Source organism: Paracoccus onubensis, assembly GCF_003591515.1.
GTDB classification, from domain to species: Bacteria; Pseudomonadota; Alphaproteobacteria; order Rhodobacterales; family Rhodobacteraceae; genus Paracoccus; species Paracoccus onubensis.
The window spans coordinates 172,750-195,242 of the sequence record NZ_QZCG01000007.1 but is presented as its reverse complement, the minus strand read 5'-3'; the positions used below and the strand labels follow the sequence as shown (position 1 = coordinate 195,242).

Annotated in this window: 17 protein-coding genes; 3 read left to right on the top strand and 14 right to left on the bottom strand. The window is 61.4% G+C overall.

All coding sequences use genetic code 11. The annotated features are described in order from the left end of the window. Window positions 1-11 precede the first annotated feature (11 nt). From D3P04_RS11830 to D3P04_RS11770, 13 genes are all read right to left on the bottom strand, one after another. Window positions 12-1,085, bottom strand: a complete 1,074-nt coding sequence (locus tag D3P04_RS11830) for a hybrid-cluster NAD(P)-dependent oxidoreductase (RefSeq protein WP_119749081.1) — start codon at window positions 1,083-1,085, stop codon at window positions 12-14. 6 nt (window positions 1,086-1,091) lie between these two features. Continuing rightward, window positions 1,092-2,327 carry an aromatic ring-hydroxylating oxygenase subunit alpha gene (locus D3P04_RS11825; RefSeq protein ID WP_119749079.1) on the bottom strand — a complete coding sequence of 412 codons (1,236 nt, stop codon included), beginning with the start codon at window positions 2,325-2,327 and terminating at the stop codon, window positions 1,092-1,094. Between the two features lie 334 nt (window positions 2,328-2,661). Continuing rightward, a complete protein-coding gene (locus tag D3P04_RS11820) occupies window positions 2,662-4,146 on the bottom strand; it encodes an FAD-dependent oxidoreductase (protein ID WP_119749077.1) in 1,485 nt (494 codons plus the stop codon). A 70-nt stretch (window positions 4,147-4,216) separates the two neighbouring features. Beyond that, a complete protein-coding gene (locus tag D3P04_RS11815; protein ID WP_119749075.1) occupies window positions 4,217-5,320 on the bottom strand; it encodes a mandelate racemase/muconate lactonizing enzyme family protein in 1,104 nt (367 codons plus the stop codon). Between the two features lie 61 nt (window positions 5,321-5,381). Beyond that, window positions 5,382-6,506, bottom strand: a complete 1,125-nt coding sequence (locus tag D3P04_RS11810) for a mandelate racemase/muconate lactonizing enzyme family protein (protein WP_119749073.1) — start codon at window positions 6,504-6,506, stop codon at window positions 5,382-5,384. A gap of 45 nt (window positions 6,507-6,551) precedes the next feature. Further along, the gene (locus D3P04_RS11805) at window positions 6,552-7,646 is read right to left on the bottom strand and encodes an alcohol dehydrogenase family protein (RefSeq protein ID WP_220475317.1); all 1,095 of its coding nucleotides are present in this window, start codon (window positions 7,644-7,646) and stop codon (window positions 6,552-6,554) included. Then, on the bottom strand, window positions 7,643-8,212 hold the full coding sequence (locus tag D3P04_RS11800; protein WP_119749071.1) for a TetR/AcrR family transcriptional regulator: 570 nt from the start codon (window positions 8,210-8,212) through the stop codon (window positions 7,643-7,645). The genes D3P04_RS11805 and D3P04_RS11800 overlap by 4 nt, the downstream gene beginning before the upstream one ends. Window positions 8,213-8,341: 129 nt before the next feature. Further along, complete coding sequence (locus tag D3P04_RS11795; protein WP_119749070.1) at window positions 8,342-10,000, bottom strand: BCCT family transporter; 1,659 nt, start codon at window positions 9,998-10,000, stop codon at window positions 8,342-8,344. 63 nt (window positions 10,001-10,063) lie between these two features. Beyond that, the gene (locus D3P04_RS11790) at window positions 10,064-12,484 is read right to left on the bottom strand and encodes a GcvT family protein (protein WP_119749068.1); all 2,421 of its coding nucleotides are present in this window, start codon (window positions 12,482-12,484) and stop codon (window positions 10,064-10,066) included. An 89-nt stretch (window positions 12,485-12,573) separates the two neighbouring features. After that, window positions 12,574-12,813: a hypothetical protein gene (locus D3P04_RS11785; RefSeq protein WP_119749066.1), complete on the bottom strand. Its 240-nt coding sequence runs from the start codon at window positions 12,811-12,813 to the stop codon at window positions 12,574-12,576. A 2-nt stretch (window positions 12,814-12,815) separates the two neighbouring features. Beyond that, window positions 12,816-14,267, bottom strand: coding sequence for an aldehyde dehydrogenase family protein (locus D3P04_RS11780; protein WP_119749064.1), 1,452 nt, complete (start codon window positions 14,265-14,267; stop codon window positions 12,816-12,818). Beyond that, window positions 14,264-15,418 carry an aromatic ring-hydroxylating oxygenase subunit alpha gene (locus tag D3P04_RS11775; RefSeq protein ID WP_119749062.1) on the bottom strand — a complete coding sequence of 385 codons (1,155 nt, stop codon included), beginning with the start codon at window positions 15,416-15,418 and terminating at the stop codon, window positions 14,264-14,266. The genes D3P04_RS11780 and D3P04_RS11775 overlap by 4 nt, the downstream gene beginning before the upstream one ends. 84 nt (window positions 15,419-15,502) lie before the next feature. Next, the gene (locus tag D3P04_RS11770) at window positions 15,503-16,417 is read right to left on the bottom strand and encodes a LysR substrate-binding domain-containing protein (RefSeq protein WP_119749060.1); all 915 of its coding nucleotides are present in this window, start codon (window positions 16,415-16,417) and stop codon (window positions 15,503-15,505) included. Between the two features lie 218 nt (window positions 16,418-16,635). On the opposite strand from D3P04_RS11770, the gene D3P04_RS11765 reads away from it, so the two are divergent. Continuing rightward, window positions 16,636-17,580 carry a PDR/VanB family oxidoreductase gene (locus D3P04_RS11765; protein WP_119749058.1) on the top strand — a complete coding sequence of 315 codons (945 nt, stop codon included), beginning with the start codon at window positions 16,636-16,638 and terminating at the stop codon, window positions 17,578-17,580. A 108-nt stretch (window positions 17,581-17,688) separates the two neighbouring features. Here the strand turns inward: D3P04_RS11765 and htpX are convergent, their stop codons facing one another. Continuing rightward, window positions 17,689-18,612, bottom strand: coding sequence for a zinc metalloprotease HtpX (gene htpX, locus D3P04_RS11760; protein ID WP_119749056.1), 924 nt, complete (start codon window positions 18,610-18,612; stop codon window positions 17,689-17,691). 632 nt (window positions 18,613-19,244) lie between these two features. Here htpX and D3P04_RS11755 point away from each other — a divergent pair. Next, entirely contained in the window at window positions 19,245-21,296 is a 2,052-nt protein-coding gene (locus D3P04_RS11755; protein WP_119749054.1) for a TonB-dependent hemoglobin/transferrin/lactoferrin family receptor, read from the top strand. Between the two features lie 18 nt (window positions 21,297-21,314). Then, entirely contained in the window at window positions 21,315-22,394 is a 1,080-nt protein-coding gene (locus D3P04_RS11750; protein ID WP_119749052.1) for a siderophore-interacting protein, read from the top strand. Window positions 22,395-22,493 lie beyond the last annotated feature (99 nt).

Sequence of the window (22,493 nt, the reverse complement as noted above, 5' to 3'; positions counted from 1 at the left end):
CGGAGCCATCGTCAGGCGTCGATCTCGACGCGCCCGATGGGATGCGAGCAGCAGGCGAGAATATAGCCCTCGTCGATCTCGTCATCGGTTATGCCGCCATTATGAACCATGTGAACCTTACCACTGGTTTTCAGCATCTTGCAGGTGCCGCACAACCCCATGCCACAGCCGACCGGGATCGGAAGGCCCGTCGCGCGGGCGACTGTCAGAACGGTGTCGGTCTCGGCGCAGGCTCCCGACAGTCCGGTTGCCGTAAAGCTGACCTCGGCGCTTTCGGTTTCGCTGGGCACATGATCCGGGAATTCGGTCAGTGCCTCCGGATCATTGGCGGGCGCGGCGAAGGATTCCTGATAATAGTGTTCCATGTCGTGGCCAAGCGAATGCAGGATGTCGCGCATCGCGTTCATGAACGGCTCAGGCCCGCAGCAATAAACCTCGCGGTCGAGGTAATCGGCGCACATCGCCCCAAGCATCACCTGGTTCAGGATACCGCGATAGCCGGTCCAGACATCGTAAGCATCGGATTGCTCGACCACGAAATGCAGTTGCAGCCCGGTGACACGGCTCGCCATGTTTTCGAGCCTGCGCCGGAAGATCAGATCAACGGGGCGGCGGGCGCATTGGATAAAGCAAATGTCGGGATCTTCGCCCCGTTCATACAGCGTCGTCGTCATGGACATCATCGGCGTGACGCCGGAGCCCGCAGAGATGAACAGATATTTACCGTCACCCTGATCCTTCAGATGAAACAGGCCATTCGGACCATAGGCTTTCAGACGCATCCCCGGCTGCAGATGATCCAGCATCCAACGCGTCCCGACCGAGCCGGGCTGCGCCTTGACCGTCACCGTGATATAGGAACTGGAAACCGGCGAGGACGATATCGTGTAGGTCCGCTGCACGTTGCCACCGGGAACCGGTAGATCGAGGGTGACGAACTGCCCTGCCTTGTAGCTGAACCTTGCGCCGGAGGGCGGCCGGAAGGAAAAGGTTTTCACCTCCGGCGCCTCGGGAATGACCATGACGCATTCCAGCGGCTCGCTATCGCTCCAGGGCAGCACCTGCTCGTTCGGCATCGGGATCATCGGCTCTCACTCCGCAGCAATCGCCGCCTGCCCGGTCAGACGATCACGCATCCGGTTGCAATACCAGTCGACGAACTGGTTCACGCCAAGTTCATGCACGGGGCTGTAGGGGCCGGGCCGATATCCCGGCGTGTTCACGCCGCGCTGGTTTTCCTCGACAATCCGGCGGTCCTCGTCATTGGTGGCAATCCAGACCTTTGTCAGACGCTCTACATCGTAATCCACGCCCTCGACCGCATCCTTGTGGACCAGCCAGGTCGTCGTGACCTCGGTTTCCTGCGGGCCGACCGGCATCATCCGGAAGGTGATGACCTTGTCGGACAGGAAGTGGTTCCAACTGTTCGGATAGTGGAAATACAACAATGCGCCCGCATCGTTGAAGGGCACCATTCCGACCCGCCTGGCGCAGGCCGGCTTGCCATCCATCGTATAGCTGACCGCCTCGCCCACGAAAGGCACGCGAACGAAACGCCACTGCTCCTGCGGATCGATCAGGTATTTCGAAGGCAGTCCGGCGGCCTCGCAGCGCTCGATATGCCTGGTCCCGATATTTTCAACGCCGTCATCGGCGGCGAGGATCAGATTGGGATCGTCAGGAAAGGTGACACATAATTCGGGATGGTTGCTGCTGCAGTGATAGCATTCGCGGTTATTCTCCATCACCAACTTCCAGTTGCCCTGCTCGACGATCCGGGATTGATGGGCGACCTTCAGGCTGGCGGTGTCATGCGGCGCCATGTATTCCGCCGCCTTCGCCTCCAGCAGCGATATATCCGGCGCCTGATTGGCAAGGCAGATATAGACCATCCCCTGGAACTCGCGGCACTGCACCGCACCCAGCCCGTGATCGGCGGGATTGAAATCCGGCCCCATGTCGCGCGCCCAAAGCAGCCGACCGTCCAACTCATAGGTCCATTGGTGATAGGGGCAGACGAGTTTCGGCGCCGTACCGCTATGTGCGGTGCAAATCCGGCTGCCCCGGTGACGGCAGGAATTGTGGAAGGCGCGAATGACCTTGTCGGCGCCCCGGACGATGATGACCGAATAGACGCCAAGCTGCACGGTCACGTAGCTGCCAGCCTTGGGAAGCTCGGCCGAGGCCGCGGCAAAGATCCATTCACGGTACCAGATATGCGCCAGATCGCTCTGGTAGACCTCGGGATCATTGTAGAAAGGCTGCGGCAAGGAATGCAGCGGGCGCCGGGCGTCCAGAAGAGAGAGCAAGTCGGTATTCGGCATCATGGCGCTGAACCTTCGAAAGCGTGGGTCTACCCGACGATCCTGCCTGCTCGATCGGCTCGGTGCTTGTCAGAAAACGTCGAGATCGATACCAAATTTGCCAGCAACATCGCGATATCATCGAGCCACTCCTAAAGTCGCGGGTATCACGCGCCCGTATAGCGCTCCGTGTCCGCAATCCCGGAAGATTTACGCCTGCGTCGAGGGCCTGACGCCGGGCGAGTATCGGCGGTGTTTCGGGGCGGCAACCTGAGAAGAAACGCGGATAGGCGAATATCGGTCATCCTGTCCACGCCTATCAAGTTCACCGCCCCGCTTTCGGATGACGACGCCGATATCATAATTGCCGATACACCCTTGCGGTGTCGCTCTCGAAATGCCGCAACTCCTCCTGCCGCCTTTCCTCTGACCAGCCAAGGCTGGCGGCGGCGATCCGCGACAATTCCTCGGCCCGGTCACGGCCAAGTTCCGGATTCAGCCCATCGGGCAGACGACGGCGGACCAGATCGACAAGGCGCACCACATGTTCCCGCGCGGCCATCTGGCCTATGCCCTGGCCTTCCGGACACCGATCCGGCCCGGCGATCATCCCGCGAGGAGGCGCATTCCGTTTCCCCAACCACTTTTCGACCGTTTTCGCAGCTTTACGAGCGGCATGGCGGTGCAACATGATCGTCGAGCCGGTCACCGCGATCAATCCCGGCATCTCCGGTGTTTCGGCTATGCGTACCGGCAGGCTGGGCGTCCGGCCGTCAATCGTCGAGGTCGGGCGCACCCCGCACCAGCAATGCCGCACATCCCCGCGCGTCAGGCCGAGATCGGGAAACAGCCGGTTGGCCTCGCCGAGAATATAGTCGATCTCGGAATTCTCGACGTGGATATCATCGGGATTTCCCGTGACCACGGTCTCCGTCGGCCCGATGAAATGATGTTCACCCCACGGAAAGACGTAGAAGGGTTCTCCCTTGCTGGAGAAGGCTTCCAGACCCTGCCCTTTATAGGCGTCCGGCAAGCGGATCATCACATTGACGCCCTTGATGCCGATCACATGTTTACGTCCGGTTGTCCCGCCTCCGGATACCCGGTCGATCCAGGGACCGGCGGCGTTCACGACCAGCCGGGACCTGATCCGTGCCTGTCCCTCGGCCTTGGGAGCCCGCTCCACCAGTGTGATGTGCCAGCCGTCCGAGATGCGCTCGATTTCCGTCACCTCGGTATAGTTGCGGATCGTAGCCCCGCGCCGCTCGGCATCCAATGCCGTATCGACGCAGATCCGCTCGGGCCAGGCATACATGTATTCCTCGAACATCCCGACGCCGCGCAGAGGGCCGCCCAGCCCCGCCGCAAGCGCACTTTCAGCTGCGGCCTCCTGCGGCGAAATCCTGCGATATGACAGGGGAACCTTCCAGCCGCCCAGGGCTTCGACCAGCCGGAAGCCCAGATCGACCAGCCATGGCGGGTAGCGGTCACCCTTACGGAAAGGATAGTGAAACCGGTGCCGGGTCAGATGCTGCGGCATCTCGCGAACCAGTTCGGCGCGGCACTGCATGACGGCGCGGGTATAGAGCAGGCGCCGCAGCATGTCCCCCGGGCGAAACAGCATTTGCCACAACGGATAACGCACTGCGAGATAGCCAAGCCCGGAATACAACATGCGGCTGGAACGCGACGATGTTCCAGCGCCGATATCGCCGCGGTCCACAAGGATCGTCCGGTACCCCCGCCCGGCGAGCTCGCGTGCGGTCGCGCAGCCGACGGCCCCTGCACCGATCACTGCGACGTCGTATTGCTCCCGCTGCAATTGCCCAAGTGGTGGTCCCATCGTCTTTCCTTACCCGCCTCTCTGAACCGTTTCTGGCGGTACGAAGTCGCAATATGCCGATTTACCGCGATCAAAAAGAGGCGACGGGATCCCCGAACAGGCTTTCATCGGGACGAATGCCCAGGCCCGGCCCCTGAGGCAGCCGGATATAGCCATCTTCAATATCAATCCCATTTTCAGAATCGTAATGTCCATCGATATACGGCGCAGCGACCCAGACGCCTTCGAGCAATTCGGGCGCAACCGTGGCCCCGATATGTGTGCAGGCGGCGGCGATGATATCGCCTCCCCAGGAATCGTCGCAAGTATGCGGCAGGTTTCGCGCCGCGCAAAGATCCCGAAACGTGCGCATCGGATGCAGCCCACCGATCCGGGTGATCTTCATGCCGAAACCGTCCACCAGCCCGATGCCGGCGGCGGTAATCGCCGCGTTCAGACTGGTGCCGCTCTCATCCATATAGATAGCGTGATTGACCTGCTGGCGGATCTTCTGCAGATCTTCCAGTGTGTTGCAGGGCTGCTCCATGATAAACGGGATCTCCGGACATTCTCGGCTAAGCCGCAGCGCGTCGCGGCTGGTCAGACCGCGATTGCCATCCACCGCTAGGCGCATGCCCGAGCCGCGAATGGCCTCCCAGACCTTGCGGATGGTCTCGATATCCTCCTCGACCGGCCGCCCGCCGATCTTGACCTGCAGCCGGGGATACCCTTCGGCGCGCTTTTCGGCCGCCATTCGCGCGGTTTCGTCCGGCGTTCCGACTATGGTCGCATAATAGGAGGGCACGCGATCCGTCAGCTTCCCTCCCAACAGATCGGCAACACTGACGCCAAGATGCTTACCCAGCAGATCATGTGCGGCGATATCGACCGCCGCCTTGGCATAGTTGTGGCCGTTGAGAAGCCCCTCCATCTGCCGATGCAAAGGCACCGGCAGGATTTCGGTGCCGATCAGGCCCGGCGCCATTTCATTCAGCGCCGCCAGCGCCCCGGTCACGTGGGATTCGGCATAGGTCGGCCCCAACGGACATGTCTCGCCCCAACCGCAAAGCCCATTGTCGGCCACCAGCTTGACCAGAGTCGTGGTCAGTGTCCAGACTTCCGCAAGGGCCATCCTGTAGGGGCCATTCCTGACCGGCAGATCATGCTGATAAACGTGGATTTCCGTAATCTTCATTCCAAGCTTCCCTGTGAATTCAGCAGCGTCAAGGGTTTTGCGATTGATCGCCGGCGGCCCGTCAAACGGCCCAACTCGCAACCGGATCGCCCAGCACCTCCTGTTGCACGTTGATGCCCAGACCCGGCGCCCGGGGTGGCAATACGCCACCATCCCTGACCGGAGCGTCGATATCGGCGGTCTCGACCGCAACCATATCGCGGGTATCAAGCACACAGCGAAGCAGCGATGTTGGCACAGTCGCGCCCATATGAATGATGCCCGCAAAAGCGATCGCAGAGCCGACGGTGTCCTGCACCGTCATGGTCAGGCCCGCCGCGCGGCAAATGTCGCGATGACGGCGCGCATGGGTCAGGCCGCCCGCCTTGGAAATTTTCAGCCCGATCCCATCGGCCAGATCCCCGGCGGCGATCATCGCGATATCCGCGTCCTGCTGTGCCAGTTCGTCGATCATGATCGGCACATTACACCGCGCTCGCAGGCTTTTCGTCTCGCGCCACGAGGCGCAGGGCGCTTCCAGCACGAAGTCAAGCCCTGCAGGTAACAGCCGCAGCATCCGGAGTGCCGTTTCAGGTGTCAGTCCGCCATTGGCATCGACGAGAAAGAATTCTCCCGGCTGCCGGTCTGCAAGACTGGCCGCAATACGTTCGGCGTCCAGTTGCGGGCCGCCTTCGGCCTCGCTGGCACCGATCTTGATCGAATGCCCCATATAGCCCTTGGCGCGATGCTTGGCCACGCGGGCGCGCATGTCATCGGGCGTGCCCGCATAGATCGACGAGATCGTGGGCAGAGGCTGGCCGGTGCTGCCACCGAGCAATTCGCAAACGGGCATGTCCACGGATTTCCCGAACAGGTCCCAGCAGGCGATGTCGATGGCGGCCTTGGCGTGGTTGTGGCCCACAAGCGCCTCGTCCATCGCGTCGTTGATACGGTCCACCGCACGGGGATCGCGGCCAAGCAGATGCGGGGCGATCTCGACGATCCCAGCGCGGGCCCCGGCGCCATGGGCCGCGATATAGGTCGAGCCAAAGGGCGTGGATTCGCCCCAGCCCTCCAGCCCGGTATCGCTTGTCACACAGACGATGGAGGCATCGAAGCCGGTATATGTCCGGCCCGAGGACAGCCGATAAATGCCCCCGGAATAGGGAAGCTCGACGGCATAGAGGTCTATTCTGGCGATTTTCATGTATGTCTCTTCAGGTGACCGGCATCGTGCCTTGGGAAAGTATGATCATCGCTCCACGACATCCGGCGGCACCAGCACCAGCTTCCCGGTATGTTTCTTGGCCAGGAAATCCTCCTGCGCCGTCGCGATATCCTTCAGCGGATAGGTCCGGGCCACGAGTGGCCGGATCTCGTCATTCTCGATATAGGACACCAGATCCGGGAAAACGCCCTCGTCCTGCCAGGTAGAGCCGAACAGGGTCAGATCCTTGAGATACAGCGTCCGCAGGTCGAGCTCGGCCATCGGCCCGGCAATCGCACCGGCGGTGACATAGCGGCCGCCGCGGCAGAGCACTTCCAGTAGGCCGGGCCATTGCGCTCCGCCCACGAGATCGACGACGACATCCACCGTTTCCCGTCCAAGCGCCTTCACGAGATCATCATTGCGATCAAGGACCCGATCGGCCCCAAGGGCCGCCACCTCGCCCGCCTTCGCCTTCGAGGCAACAGCCGTGACCGTGGCACCGCGCCGCCTGGCAAGCTGCACCGCGGCAGAGCCGACACCGCCCGACGCGCCGGTGATCAGCACCCGCTCGGGCCCAAGCTGAACCCGGTGCAGCATGTTCTCGGCCGTCGAGTAAGCGCAGGGCATCGAGGCCAGTTCGGCATCGGTCCAATCGCAATCGACTTTATGGGTGAATTCCGAATGCGCCACCGCGAATTGCGCGAAACCACCGTCGCATTCCGATCCGAAGGTAATGCAGTGGAACGGCCCGACCTCCCGCAAGGGCTGCATGGTCTGGACCAGCACCCGCTCACCGATCCGCGCCGGGTCAACGCCATCCCCTACCATGACGATATGGCCGCAGACATCGGCCCCCTGAATGCGCGGGAATTCAAGCGGAATCCCGGACCAACTGGCATCGTCATCGTTGACGGCCTGAAATCCGCCCGCTCCGCCTGTTTCGGTATCGGCGCGCACCGCCTTGGAGTACCAGCCGATGCGGGTATTGATATCGGTGTTGTTCATACCCGCCGCTGCGACCCGGATCAGAACCTGCCCTTCGCCCGGACGGGGCACCGGAACATCGTCACGATAAACAAGTCGATCCAGACCGCCATGGCCTGTCAGCTGCACGGCATGCATCGTTTCCGGATTCATGCAGGAATCCCCTCCTTGGTCAGAAGTATCTCCGCCGAACGCAACGCGGCCCGGGTCGCCTTGGCCGGATCCTGAGTCATGGCCGCCTCGGTCTGCCCCTCATGGATAAGGAACAAAACCTCGGCGGGATCGTCGTTTTTCCTGTCCGGCGAGATCCTGACCAGACGCCGGAGAAACTCGGTTTTGATGCAGCTCTTGTGCTCGGCAACGGTCTCGCGCACCTCCCGGCTGTTCGGATGGGCTGCAAGCGCGTTCAGGAACAGGCAGCCATTCGTGCCGCCCTGACCGAACCATTCCCCGAGCCGTTCGAAGATGTGGAGCACATGTCCCTGCCCCTCCCCGGCACCGCCCGAAATCCATTCGAGATAGAGATCATGGCGATATCTCAGGGCGCCGACAACCATGGCTTCCCGGCTGGGATAATATTTGTAAAGCGTGCGTAGCGAGACCTGCGCCGCGTTTCGCAGATCATCGACACTGGGCGCGGCAAATCCCGATTTCGCGAAAGTTCCGCTCAGGCGGCGGGCTATTTCGGTGGCTGTATCTTCAGTGGCTGTATCACTCATATCCGCACTGTAGAACGAACGTTTTACATGTCAATATCGAACATGCCTCAACCGCATAGCTTTATGGTCTTCGGCGATGAGAAAGGGGCGCTCGACAAGCGCCCCATCCTGTTGTCATTACCGTCCATCTCAGCCCCTGGCCGGTTCCATATCATCGCCACCCTCGATCCGATCGCGCCGATAGTCGCGATAAAGCGCCTTGGCGAGCGAGACGCACATCGCCACCATGACGAAGGTGAACGGCAATGCACCGATGATCATCGCGTTCTGCAGCGCCATCAGCCCACCTCCTCCGGCGATGATCAGCGCCGCGATCACCAGCGTCAGCAACACACCCCAGATGATCCGGTGCCGAACCCCGGTATCGACCGAGCCGCCCGCCATGATGGTGTTGATCACCAGCAGCCCCGAATCCGCCGAAGTGACGAGAAAGGTCAGGATCAGCACAACGCACATCACCGCGACCACACCGTAGAGCTGATCGGAGACGATGAATTGCAGCGTCGCAAACAGCTTGTTGGTCAGCGAGGCGTCGATGATCGCGTTCTGCGCCACGCCCTGCAGCTCCAGATCGACGGCCGTGCCGCCAAGGATCGTGAACCAGGCGAAGCAGACCAGCGACGGCGCGATTACCGCGCCCAGGATGAATTCACGGATCGTTCGGCCCCTGGAAATCCGCGCGAGGAACAAACCCACGAAGGGCGAGAAGGCGATCCACCAGGCCCAGTAGAAGGTCGTCCAACCCGATTGCCACTGCCCCAGCTCGGTATTCGTGGAATAGGCTTCAAAGGACAGTGCCGGGAAGTTGAGCAGGTAATCCACCAGCGCGCTGCCATAGGTCGTCATGGCGAAGAGGAACGAGCCGAACACCACGAAAATCAGCAGCAACATGCAGGACAGCACGAGATTCAGGTTCGAAAGATACTTCACCCCGCGCCCGACGCCGGACACAGCTGAAAGTGTCGACAGCCCCATCACCACCACCAGCGCCACGATCAGCCCGACCGTCGAAGGTGTCGGCGCGCCGCCATCTACGCCCGGCTGCAGCAGCCATTCCATGCCGGAAATCGAATAGACGCCCTCGACGAGCTGGCTGATGCCGAAGCCAATAGTGACGGCTACGCCCAGAATCGTAGCCACTACGCCCAGCACATCAACGACATGTCCGACCGCACCGTTCAGATGCTGGCCGAAGATCGGCGTCAGAGCCGAGCGGATCGTCAGCGGCATGCCCCGCGTATAGGAATAATAGGCCAGACACAGCCCGGTCACGACATAGATCGCCCAGGCTTGCAGCCCGTAATGCATGAAGCTGTAGCGATAGGCCGACCGGATCGCGCCTTCGGTCAGGGGCTCGACATTGCCCATGATGATTTCGGGGTTCGAACCCCACAGCCCGATCGGTTCAGCGGTTGCATAGACCATCAGCCCGACACCCAGCCCGGCCCCGAACATCATCGCGAACCAGGAGAATGTCGAGAATTCCGGCTTCTCGCCCGGCGCCCCCAACCGGCGCCGGCCGGATGACGGAATGACGGCGATGATCAGCAGGAACCACGCGAACAGCCCTACCGAAAGCACATAGAATGTATTGAAGACATCCAGAATATCGGTATTCACTGCAGATAGGATCGCATCGGCAGTACCCGGCCATAACAGCGCCCAGGCCGTCAACAGCGATATCCCGATCTTCGACGCCAGCGTGATCGGCAGCGAACAGCCCTCGTAGAACCCCTGCGGCGCCGTCCGGATATCTATATCCGTGAATGGCGGTTTGATTGCGGACATGCGTTATTCTCCTCCTCTGTAAAATTATCGGGTCTCGGATCTGCTCCTCTCCCGACCTACTGGTTACCCTCTCAGTCTTTTCCCCCGGGGATCGAATGGTGGCTCTTTCAGGATCGTGGCGCGATGCGGCCTGCCCAGCACCATGACCTCGACGGTATCTCCCGGCTCGGCCCCGGTCACATAGCCCAGCGCCAGCGACATTCCGACGGAATAACCGTAACCCCCTGAAGTCACCCGACCGACACCTTTGCCATCCCTGAAGATCGGCTCGCCCCCGGTGGCATCGGCGTTGGATGCGCTCACATCCGCCTCATGAAGATGCAGCATCACCAGATGCTCGCGGGCGGGTCTGTCCAGCACGCCGGCCACGGTGTCCCTGTTAAGGAAAGCCTTGTCCATCTTGCACAGCCGGTCGAGCCCCACCTCCTGCGGCCAGTATTCCGGGCTGTATTCACGCCCCCATGAGCCGTAGCCCTTCTCGATGCGCAGCGACATCAGCGCCCGGCTGCCCACAGGACCGGCGCCGACGCCGCGCCCCGCCTCCAGCAAAGCATCGTAAAGCCGCGCCTGATCCTCGACCCGGCAATGCAGTTCCCAGCCCAGATCGCCGGTGAAGGACACCCGCAGCGCCAGCAAATCCACCCCCGCGAGGATGATCCGCTGCGAACGCATGAAGGAAAAGTCCTCGCTCGCCAGCGAAGCATCGGTCAGGCTTTGCAACAACGCCCGCGATTCAGGTCCGGCGATATTGAAGCCGCAGACCGCCTCGGTCAGCGAGGTGAATTCCGTGCCTTCGGGCAGCGGCACCTGCTTGAAGAAACGCTTGTGATAGCGTTCAGCCATACCCGATCCGATGATCCGGAACTCGTCCCCGGCCAGCCGGGTCACGGTGAAATCGCCCGCGATCCCGCCCCGCCTGCCGATCAGCGGCGTCAGGCAGGAGCGCCCCACCGCCTTCGGCATGGTGTTGGCGAAGACCGCGTTCAGCCAATCCTCGGCCCCCGGTCCCTTGCAGCGATATTTGGCGAAATTCGAGATATCGATGATCCCCGCCCGCTCGCGCAGCATCCGGCATTCGCGACCCACCGGCTCCCACCAGTTCTGCCGCGTGAAGCCATTGGTCTCGGTGGCACCCGGCGCGTCGGCGAACCACAGCGGATGCTCCCATCCGGCGTTCAGGCCGAAGACAGCACCCATATTTCGCTGTGTCTCATAGACCGGGCGGGTGCGTGCCGGACGGCCCGCGCTGCGCTCTTCGCCGGGGAAATGGATGGCAAAGCGATGCGCATACTGGTCCCGCACCCGCGCCCGGGTGAACTCCTTCGTGGTCCAGCGGTCGAAACGCGCCATATCCCAGGCGAACATGTCGTATTCGGTCTCGCCCTCGATGATCCATTGCGCCGCCATCAGCCCCATGCCGCCGGACTGGCTGAAGCCGGGGATGATGCCGTTGCAGCAGAAATAGCCCTCCAGTTCCGGCACCGGCCCCATCAGCACATTCCCGTCCGGCGACCAGATCATTGGCCCGTTGATGCCGCGCTTGATCCCGGCTTCGCCCAGCGCCGGGACGCGGGTAATGGCGTTCATCAGGTTCTCCTCGATACGCTCCAGATCGTCGGGGAACAGGTCATGGGCGAAATCCAGTGGCGTGCCCTCCTCGGCCCAGAACCGCATGTCACGTTCATAGGCACCGACCAGCAGGCCCTTGCCCTCCTGCCGCAGGTAATATTCCCCGTCGCGATCGCTGACCGAGGGCAGCCGGCGGTCCATGCCATCGATATCCGCCATGGTCTCGGTGACGAAATACTGATGCTCGGTCGGCTGCAGGGGCAGTTCTATCCCGGCCAGAGCCGCCACCTCGCGCCCCCACAGCCCCGCCGCGTTCACCACCCATTTCGTTCGGATGTCGCCTCTGGGCGTGCGGATGATCCAGCTTCCATCCGGCTGTTGATCGGTCGCCGTCACCGGGGTGAAGCGGTGGATCCCGGCGCCCCGCTGGCGCGCACCTACCGCATAGGCATTGGTCACCCCCGAAGGATCGACATTGCCGCCCTCGGGTTCATACATGACGCAGCGGATGCCGTCGAAATTGACCAGCGGGTTCAGCTCACGGGCCTTTTCGATGCTGATCTCGTAGAAATTCATGCCGTAAAGTTTCGCCTTCGCGGCCTGCAGGCGCAGTTGATGTTCACGCGCCTCGGTCTGCGCCAAGTACAGCGAACCGGGCTGGAATACGCCACAGCTCTGCCCCGTCTCGGCCTCCAGCTCCTTGTAGAGCTTCATCGTGTAATGCTGGATGCGGCTGATATTGGTGCTGTCATGCAACCCGTGGATATTCGCCGCCGCGTGCCATGTGCTGCCGCTGGTCAATTCGTCCCGTTCCAGCAGAACGACATCCGACCAGCCCAGCTTGGTCAGATGATAAAGGATCGAACAGCCGATCACACCCCCGCCGATCACTACCGCTTGCGCTTCCGTCCGCATCAATCCCTCGCGTGTCTTGTTGTGTGACAGGACAGAGCGGTTTGCTGGCCGCCCCGGTCCCGGTTGTCTTGAAATAGATGGCCTGCGTCTCAGAATGTCAGGCGATGGGCACGGCCCCTTTCGTAAAGCCGCTTGTTCAGATTGTCCGCTTCTGGCGCCCCTGCCTCCAATGCGAAGACGAAGGCATGGGTCAGATAAAAACAGGCGGCGTCGATATCCTGCGCCCGTTCGCGCTCTTCGCCGGCCCGCGTGTAGAGATGGACAAGCGCCTCCGTATCGCCCCGGGCATGCGCCCTGAGCAGCTCCCGGTCGAGTGCAGCCAGATCCATCGTTACCCTTTCAGCGAAATCGCGATATTCTTGGTGCGGACATAATTATAAAGTGCCTCCAGCCCCTTCTCGCGGCCAAAGCCGGATTTACCGACACCGCCAAAGGGGGTGGAGATGCCGCCCGCGAACCATTCATTGACGAAGACCTGCCCGGCCCGCAGCCTGCGCGCCACCCGATGCGCCCGGACCAGATCGCGGGTGAAAATCCCGGCGACCAGCCCGAATTCGGTGCCATTCGCCATCGCGACAGCCTCGGCTTCAGTATCGAAGGGCGTCATGCAGGCGACCGGGCCGAAGATTTCCTCTTGCGCGACAGGGCTGGCCGGATCGACATCGGCGAGGATTGTCGGCGCCATGAAATATCCCTGACGCTGCAGCCGCGCCCCGCCGGTGGCCACGCGTGCTCCATGCTGGCGGGCGGTAGAGGTGATCTCTTCGACGGTCTGCAACTGCCCTGCCGAAATGACCGGCGTATGATCCGGGTTGCCCAGCCCGTGCCCGACGGACAATCCGCCCGCCATCTCCGCCGCGCGTTCGACCACCTGCTCATAGACCGAGCGATGCACCAGAACCCGCGACATGGCCGAGCAGACCTGTCCGGCATTGAAGAAGATACCACTCCGGATGCTGGCGATCAGGGTATCGAGATCGCAATCCTCGAAGACCACCGCTGCGGATTTGCCGCCCAGTTCCATCAGGCTCGGCGTGACCGGGCCGGCCGCATCCCGCAGGATCGACTGACCCGTGGAGACCGAGCCGGTGAACACGATCTGGTCGACCTGCGCCGATTGCACCAGTTTCGCGCCGATATCCCGCCCGATCCCGTTCAGGATCGACACCGCACCCGCTGGAAGATCGGCGCGTTCGAAGGCCAGGCCCAGCATGGCCAAAGCGATGGGGTCAAGTTCGGGCGATTTCACGATCACCGAGTTGCCCGCCGCCAGGGCCGGGGCCAGCGAACGGGCCGCGATCGAGACCGGGAAATTCCACGGCACGATCTGGGCCGACACGCCATAGGGCTCGTAAACCGTGTAATCGGCGTAATCCGGGCCAAGCGGGATCGACTTGCCCTCGATCTTGTCGGCCACGCCACCGTAATACTCGAAATACTGCGCGGCCTCCTCGAACTCGTCCTGTGCGGCGGCCAGCGTCTTGCCGCTTTCGCGGCAGAGGATATCCGCGCCTTCCGCAGCGATCCCGCGGATTTCACCCGCGATCCGCATCATCAGCCGGGCACGGGCGGCGGGTTTCATATCGGCCAGATCGCCCCGCTCGAACGTGGCGCGGGCAGCGTCGAGGGCGCGGGCAAGGTTTTGCTCACCGGCTTGCGCGCAATCGGCGATATGTTCCTCGCTGCCGGGATCGGCGACGGCGATCACCGCGCCGCCATCCCCTTCAGCCCATTCCCCGGCAATGAAATTCCGCGCCAGACCGTCGGCGATGAATGGGCTCATGCCGCGCGGCCCCTTTCGATCTGCATTGCCACCCAGTGATGGAAATTATGCGTCGGACCATCCATCACCGGCGAGAAGCGTCCGCCGTCGAACAATTCCCCGTGCCGACCCTTCTGCATGCCCTCAACGACGAAGATATCCTCTTCGAACACCGTTTTCCAAAGCTGCGCGTTCGAGCCGCGCAGGCTGTCAAGCTCATGCGTGGTCTCGGTGGGTTTGGAATAATAAAGTTCGATATGCTCGATCGTGTGCTCGCAATCCACCGGCTCCAGCACAATGGCAAAGGCATGGTCGCGCTGCACACCCAGCAGGACATTGGGATAGACGGCGATATATTCGGCCCCGGTATCCCATTTTTCGCTGAGACCCGCGAAATCGGGCAGCATCATGTCATTCTCGTCCCGCAGTTGACGATAGACGAGAGTGCCCTGCCCCGAATATTTGCCGGGCTCCTGGATATTGTAGTGATCTTCTAGCCGCGAATAGCTGTTCAGCCCGGGATGGACCCATGGCAGGTGATAGCTTTCGCAGTAATTCTCGACCGCCAGCTTCCAGTTCGACTTGACCTCGAGACGCAGCGACGACCACTCGCCGCCGTGATGGACCGGCTGGTCGAATTCTTTCCAGCGTTCCATCAGGTCGCCATGCATCTCCTCGAAATCGGGGGCATTCCCGTCCACGTTCACGAAGATCACGTCACGCCAGACATAAGAACGGATGCGGATCAGCCCCAGCGTGCTGACATCGATATCCTCATGCGTGTTCCGCCCCGGTCCGCCGACATGCGGCGTGGTGCGCAACTCGCCGTTCAATCCGTAGCACCAGCTGTGATAGGGGCAGCGGATCGCGCCACGGATCTTTTGCGCGGTCTCGATCAGGATCATGCCGCGATGGCGGCAGGTGTTCTGGAACACACCGATGGAGCCGTCGCGGTCGCGGACCATCAGAAGCGGCATGCCCAGAAAATCGACCGGCTTCGCATCGCCTGTTTCGGGAATGTCCTTACCGAAGCCGATACCCGACCAGTTGGCGAACAGGACCGAGCGCTTCTCCTCGGCGAAAACCGCCGGGTCGATATAATGCCCGTTCGGAAGGCCATTGGCCGTGTTGATCGAGCTCATGACAGCACTGAGAGAGCTTTGCATATTCATCCGAAAACCTCCTCGCCGGGTGATGAGGCGGAAAATGATGCGAAGCGGGGGGCTTTCTCAATAGCAGAAAACTTCAACCTGGCATTAGCTCAACTCATCCGTAGGATTTTCCAGCTCCTGCATGATCCAGCTTTTCAGACTAAGCGCGGCCTCTGACAGTTCCTCGTCCGGGCGCCCGGCAAGGTAGAAGCGGTTCGGCGCAGAGATCATATGCGGCGCAATCGAAGCCAGCTGTCCCGCAGTCATCAGTGGCCGTATGAGACGCAGCCAGCCAAGGGCGAGGCCCGCCCCATCCTGTGCCACCTGCAAGGCAACCGCATAATTGTTCACCCTGATACCCGAGGAAATCGGCCCGTCATAACCCATCCGCTGAAACCATTCATGCCATGTCGTCCAGTTCTTGTTGCTGGATTCCAGATGAATGAGGCGTTGCTGCGCCAGTTCCGCAAGCTTGCATCCGCCAAGCCTTTCGGCAGCTTCCGGACTGGTGACGGGTGCCAGATGATCGCGGAACAACTCGGTTTGCGTCATATGCGGATCCGCGCCGCGGCCATAGCGGATATAAAGATCGATTTCGGGTGTGTTCAGTGACTGTTCGTCCTGGATGCTCTGGTTGACATCGACTTCGGGATGCGCGCGCCAGAAGCGCACCAATGCTGGCGACAGCCACAGCGTCGCCACCGCAGAGGTGGAGCCGACCGTGACCCTGTTGCCGCTGCTCCGCTCCTGCAGGTTCTTGAGGCATTGCGAGATCTTGGCAAAGCTGGAGGCGAGGCTTTCATACAGGCTCTCGCCATCCTCGGTCAGCTCGACACCGCGATGCTTGCGGCGGAACAGCAAGGTGCCAAGTTCGCCTTCAAGCGCCTTGATCTGGTGACTCACAGCCCCCGGCGTGACAGACAATTCCTGCGCGGCATCCTTGAAACTAAGATGCCGCGCGGCGGTCTCGAAGGCCCCGAGCGTGGTCAACGGCGGGAGATGATAATAGCGGCGTGACATGGCTTCTACCTCGCCTTGAAGCTGGGTTTAATTCATCTCAACCTATCATGAGTTTTTTTGCCGTTGAAGGCGAGGCTTTTCCTCATCGAAAAGCATAAGATAGCGTTGGGAAACGCCATGTCACGCCGCATGCGCAAACCAGGCATTCCCTCTGCATGACATATTGCCGCGCGAGGTGCCGAAGACGGGCCGCCTGAGAAAGCAGAGAGGAGATCTGAATGGACACGCAACGCGCCCGCCTGACCTGCAAGACGCGACTGAGCCCCGATACCGTCGATTTCCGGTTCGAACTCTCCGAAGGCAGGTTCACCGGGCTGGAACCCGGGGCACATGTCGATCTTCATCTGGACCGCGACCTGATCCGGCAATATTCGATCTGGAACTGGGATCATGCCGGCAAATGGTTGAATGTCGCCGTCAAGCTCGAGGCCGATGGCCGGGGCGGATCACAAGCGATGCATGCCCTGAGCGAAGGGACCGAGATCGAGATCGGCAGCCCGCGCAACCATTTCACTCTACAGGAGACGGCAAATCACATCACCCTGATCGCCGGCGGCATCGGCGCAACGCCGATCTATGCCATGGCGCGTTACCTGCTGAACAGCCGGGCGGATTTTCGGGTCTATTACCTCGTACGTTCGCGCGATTATGCGGCGCTCGATACGCAGTTCCGCAGTCTTGGGCTAGAGGAATGGTATCACCTGCATTGCGACGACGAAGATGGATTTTTTGATTTCCCGACGGTGATGCAGTCCATCCCGGCGGGTGGCGATGTCTATACCTGCGGCCCCGAACCGATGCTGCAAGCCGTGCTGGAAGCCGGAACCGGCCTGCGCGGCGGCTCGATCCATTTCGAGCGCTTCGCCGCCAGCGCGGATATGGCGCACGCACCCAATGAGATCTTCGAGGTCGAGCTCGAATCCAGCGGTGCCGTCTATCAGGTCGCGAAGGACCAGACGATCCTTGAAGTCCTGCGCGGTCACGGCATCCATGTCGATTATGGCTGTTCCGAGGGGCTGTGCGGTTCCTGCATGATCGATGTCGTCAGCGGCGAGATCGACCATCGCGACTCCGTGCTATCCCCCGAAGAGCAGGCCACGAACGAGTTCATGTGCGTCTGCGTCTCTCGCGCACGGTCAAAACGGTTGGTGCTGCGGCTCTGATTGAACCATGTAGCAGCTGCAAGGAAACGCCCGCGCGGCAATGGGAACAGCAACCCGCCGGCAATTCCGATTTAATCGCGGCGTGGTTCGCTGAACGACATGACGGATTCACGTCCAGGGGCCCGTTCGTCCACGCTTCCCGGAAACGGGAATACGGCTGACGGAGGTGGGCGGATCAGCAGTAACCGGGGGCTGCCGGCGTTGCCCTGCCATTGCGCGCAGAGCGGCAACGCGGTTCTCGGTTGCAGGATGGGTGGCGAAGAGATTGTCGTGCTTATGCGCATGCAGCGGATTGATGATGAACATATGCGCTGTCGCCGGGTTGCGCTCTGCCGCGTGGTTGTCGATCCGGGCTGCGCCCATGGCGATCTTTTCCAGCGCCGAGGCCAGCCAGAGCGGCTGGCCGCAAATTTCGGCCCCGGCCTTGTCGGCAGCATATTCCCGCGTCCGGCTGATCGCCATCTGCACCAGCGCCGCGGCGAGCGGGGCGAGGAACATCATCATAAGCGTGCCCACCAGCCCAAGCCGTTCTCGCGATCCGCCGAAAAAGAGCGCGAAATTCGCCAGCATCGAAATTGCACCGGCGAAGGTGGCGGTAACGGTCATGATCGCGGTGTCATGGTTGCGGATATGGGCCAGCTCGTGGGCGATGACGCCGGCCAGTTCCTCGCGGGTCAGGCTGTGTATCAAGCCCGCCGTCACGGCCACTGCGGCATTGTCGGGGTTGCGCCCGGTGGCGAAAGCATTGGGCTGCGGCGTGTCGATCATATAGACCTTGGGTTCGGGCAGGCCCGCATTCCGCGCAAGTTCGGCGGTCAGGGCATGAAGCCCCATCCGGTCACCGGGTGTCACCGGCTGGGCATTATGCATGCGCAGGACCATGCGGTCCGAATTCCACCAGGTAAAAACGTTCATCGCCGCCGCGACCACGAGCGCGATGACCGCGCCTCCCGATCCGCCGATCAGGTAACCCACACCCATGAAGAGCGCGGTCATCGCCGCCATAAGCATTGCTGTCTTTACATAGCCCATAGATATCTCCGGATCTTCACCTTGAGGTAATGGAAATATGGAGAGGGTTCCGACATGTGCAAGCGTAGATGCCAAGCGCACCGGCAAACCGGACTTTCCAGGAGGCATGGTTGGACGGCTGCTTTGGTGATGGCTTCCCAGTGCGGGCCGACCGCGCCAAGCCACACCCTCATGCCGCGGCCCATATCGGGAATCCTTCACCTGAACGCTCATTCACATATAGCAATATAAATGTCTGACAGCGCGTCGGCAGATCAGCTCGTTACCGTGCAGGTTTGCGAACTGTGTGGCCGTGCCGTTCTGCGGAGCGGTCAATCTCCAGGAATAAAAACCTGCCATCCCGAATGGCTATAAGCACGGCCGAATCGTCTGGTACTGGTATAACTTTATGTGAACCAAGACATGATCGCACATACGCGCACGCATAGCCCCGTCAAGCTGCCCCCGCAACTTGGCACCCATCGATATGAATCCCCGCAAGCCTCGGAGGCCGCTTCGATTACTTGACTATAATAATCAGCATCGCTAATCCGCTTACAACCAGCAAGCGATTCATCCAGCAAGCCGACAATCAGAATGATCAGTACCATTCGGTCGTATCTTACGAATACCGGATGGAAAGGATTTTGCGCATGTTTCGCCTGTCCGTCCGCACCTTGCTTCTGGGTTCCTCGCTTCCATTCATCGTTATCGGCTCCGCAACTGCCCAGCAGATCACGACCGCGCAACCTCTGGTCCTGAACCCCATTACCCTGACCACTCTGGATACGCGGGTCGAAGGCAGCGCCATCGAGGCATTGGCCAGTGTCAGCACCGTCAGCGGTGAAGAGCTGTCGCGCCAACAACCGGCAAGCGCCGCCGAGATCCTGCGCCGCATGCCGGGCGTGGCCGCGACGCCCAGCGGGGACGACAGCTCTGTCGCGGTCAATATTCGCGGGCTGCAACAGATGGGCCGCGTCGTGGTCACCGTGGATGGCGCAAGACAGGATTTCTGGCGCGTCGGACATGGTTCGGGTTCGTTCTATATCGATCCGGATCTGCTCAAGCAGGTCACGGTCATCCGCGGACCAAGCTCGAACAGCTATGGTTCGGGCGGGATCGGCGGTGTGGTGGCATTCGAGACCAAGGACGCCTCGGATCTGCTGCTTGATGATGAACGCTGGAGCCTGACGCAGCGTCTGCGCTATGGCTCGAATGGCGAGGGTTGGGGAAGCACGACGACCGCCGCCGCGCGTCTGGGTACGGATATCGATGCGCTTGCCTCGTTCAACTATCGTGACCGCGATCCCTACAAGGACGGCAATGGCGACGAAGTGCGCTGGACGGGTGAAAGACTGAATTCGGGAATCGCCAAGCTGAGCTGGCGGCCCGTCGCCGGGCATGAACTGAAATTCACCGCGATGCGCCAGAAGAATGACGATGTCATCTCGGGATCCAGCGGGTCCACTTCATCGACGCTCAGCCGTTACGACGCCGATACCACCACCGACACGCTGAGCCTGTCCTATAATTTCGACCCCGAGGAAAATGACCTGATCGATCTGGAGATCAAAGCCTATCACGTCGGCACAGACAATCGGCAACTTCAGGTCTGGCCCGAAGACAGCCTTGGCGAGTCGCGGTTCTACAAGGTTATCAGCAATGGGCTTTCGGCGCAGAATTCGTCACGGTTCTCGGCCGGGGGCTGGGACCAAACCCTGTCGGCCGGTGTCGATTACAACCTGATCAAAGGCAGCTCCGATGCCGATCATTTCGGCGGGGGCCGTCAGGAATTATGGGGAACATGGCTGCAATGGCAGGGCAAGCGAGACATTTTCGAGGTGATCGCCTCGCTGCGCTATGACAGCTACGAACTTCAGGGGCGCAGCAAGGAAACCGAAAACGCGCCCGAACGCGACGTTTCGCTTAGCGGCAACCGCTGGTCGCCACGCCTGTCTCTGGGGGCAGAGGTCACGCCGGGGGTGCAACTGTTCGCATCCTATTCCGAGGGCTATCGCGCGCCGCATCTGCAAGAAGTCTTCCGCAAGAACGGCTCGCATGGCAGCGGCTATGAACCGAACCTGCTTCTGCGTCCCGAAACCGCCAAAAGCTGGGAAATCGGCGCGAATATCCAGCGCAACGGCCTGTTCATGGAGGGCGATTATCTGCGCGCGAAGGTTACGGCCTTCCGTTCAGATGTCGAGGATTACATCGACACCACGCTTGTGAACGATGTCACCCGCTATGAAAATGTCGGCAAGGCGAAGCTGGACGGGATCGAAATCGAGGGCAATTACGATTTCGGTCGCGGCTATGTCGATCTGGGTGCATCCTTCGTCAATGCGCGAATGGTCGATGGCGAGAACAAGGGGCTGACCCTGTCGGATACGCCGCTGGACAGCGTAACCGCGCGGCTAGGTCTGCGCGCATTCGGGGATCGGATGGAATATGGCGTCGAATATCAGCATCTTGGCGATGTGACGCGGGTCACCTCGGTCTCCGAAACCTATTATCCCAAGGTCGATCTGGTCAATCTCTTTGCCACCTGGCGCGAGACCGACGATTTCCGCATCGATTTCGGGATCGATAACCTGTTCGACAAATCCTATACCGACGCTCAGTCGGGCTGGTCCACAAGTTCGGATGTCGATCAGGGCCGGGGCCGCACCGTCCGCGTCGCCTTCACGAAACGCCTGGGCGGTTAAGAAACGGAGCGTCAATCGATGACCGAGCTGATTTGCCACGCCAGGCTGACGCTGCCCAATAATGGCGACTATATCGACGCAATCACCGACAGACTGGCCAGCTTTCAGGCACAACCCGAACCCGCCGCGCCCGGAGTGACACGGCTGCGCTATGCTTTTGGCTGGGCAGAGATCGCCGTGGATGGGCGGCAGGTCAGCTTGTGTGGCGGCGCCCCCGATCCCGACGGGTTGGCGCGGCTGAAGGATTTGATGGCCACCGCCTTCAAGCTTTATGCCAAGACCGATGTGCCGCAGATCCGGTGGCAAGGCGACGGCGCCGACGACCGGCGGCTGGATTCCTTCAGGCTGATGCGGGTGATCTCGGCGGGCAATCTGACCCCGCATATGCGCCGTATCCGTCTGAGCGGTGAAGGATTAGATCGTTTCGCCGCCTTCGGCAACATGCATGTGCGGTTACTTCTGCCATCGGATGCGGTTCCGGCTCCGGTCTGGCCAGTGGCCGGAACCGATGGGCTGGCATGCTGGCCCGATCCTGATCGCAGACCCCTGCCCCGCGTTTACACGATCCGGCGCATGGACGCTGCCGCGGGCTGGGTCGATATCGACATGCTCATGCATGACAGCGACGGGCCGGGCGCCTCATGGGCGCGGAATGCGCAGCCCGGCGAACCGGTCGGCATGATCGGTCCGCTTGGCCGGCCACTGAATTCCGATGCACAGCATTTCATCATGGGAGCAGATGAAGCCGGCCTGCCCGCACTGGCGCGGCTGCTTGAGACCCTTCCCCCGGCGGTGACTGGCACCGCGTTCATCGAAATCACCTCTGCCAATGAATGCCAGCCGATCGACAACCGTACCGGTATCCGCGTCGAATGGTTGTTGCGCGACCCGAATAGCGCGCCGGGCGAGAAACTGGCGGGCCGGATCATGACCGAAGGCTGGCCCGACCGGGCCGACAGCTTTGGCTGGTTCGCGGCGGAAGCCGGGCCTGCTCTGACGATCCGCCACTTCTGGCGGTCCGAACTTGGGCTGGGCCGCAATCAGACGCTCGCCGCCGCATATTGGAAACGGGGCCGTGCCGGGCTGATGGCCGGATAAAGCGTTTCGGATTTTACCTGAGCCAGGTCCCTGCAGTCAGCCGTTTCGCCCGGGCCAAAGGCTGTCGGCGGATCGGCCTGTGAACCGACGATATTCTGG